At 45.0% G+C, this 1,056-nt stretch carries 1 protein-coding gene; it reads right to left on the bottom strand.

What is annotated here, in order from left to right; translation table 11 throughout:
* A partial coding sequence (locus AB5Z25_RS10900) for a MarR family transcriptional regulator (protein WP_368135590.1) occupies positions 1–1,056 on the bottom strand: 1,056 nt, incomplete at both ends.

The following is a 1,056-nucleotide window of genomic DNA, read 5'->3' as shown; positions in this document are numbered from 1 at the left end:
ATGGCAGACGGAGTGATTTTCGGAAGATGCTGGCGGATCTGTTTTCCTTGTATCCCGAATGTCATGTATTCCCCTTTGCTGATGGCTTCCAGTACAGACAGATCACGAGAATCAAAAAAGTTGAATCCGCGATAGGTTCGTTCCTTTTCCCTCCGGGAATGACTGACTTCATCCAATTTCTTCCTGCCGCTGCTGTGATCATCAAAGGATGAGATAAATTCAAGGTATCTGTAATTCGCAGATTTCAGGATTGTGAATAACTGATATAAGCTGTAAATACTCTTTTTTAAAGGGGCTTTCCGAATATCGGATGTTCCATCCCTATGCTGAACTTCCCGCTCCACACGGAACGTACTGATATCATTGCAGGTGCTTTCAATTCGCAGTACACAGCCAAACTTGTCATACATTTTTATGGACACATCACCCATGTGGTGCTTGATCCTCGTTCCGAGGATGCGCTGATTATAGTTTGTGCCAATCTCTTTGGTACAGTTATAAGTGATTCGCTGTCCAAGGAAAGTGGCGATGTTGTCAGGCTTCACAGTATATATCGCAGTGTGGATGATTTCATCATAGATTGGTGCCAGGTATTCCGGCTTACGGAACATGATATCCGTGGCACATTCGATCTGCTGAACCGTCCAGGTATAACCCAGCCCGAGAGATTCCGGAACGGGACTGTAGCGTCTGGCAAAGACATCGAGAACTTTATGGAGCCCTTGCGGGTTGATACGGTCAGAAAGTTTCTGAGCAGTTTCAATATCGGAGATTTCAAGGAACGCGTTGTCCTGCATCCGGTAAGAAAGCTGTTTTTTATCAAGCTTATAGGCGAGCAGGTTATGACCGTTCATGTAAAACTGAAGACGGAAAGGCGGCCATGTAGGGACACGAAGATAGCAAAGGCCAAGTTCCCTGTCGATAAAATAGAAATAGTAATGAAGACACTTGCTCTGGTCAAACTTCAGGAAGGTCTTCCCAGTTGTTTTATCATGCCAGGGCCTGTAGGTATTACAGCATTCCATAGCAGAAAAGATATGGATCAGACCTTCCGTT

Origin of the sequence: Collinsella aerofaciens (assembly GCF_040910325.1) — a bacterium.
Classification (GTDB): Bacteria; Actinomycetota; Coriobacteriia; order Coriobacteriales; family Coriobacteriaceae; genus Collinsella; species Collinsella aerofaciens_BL.
Note: the sequence above shows the minus strand (reverse complement) of the source record. Positions and strands in the feature narration are given on the sequence as shown.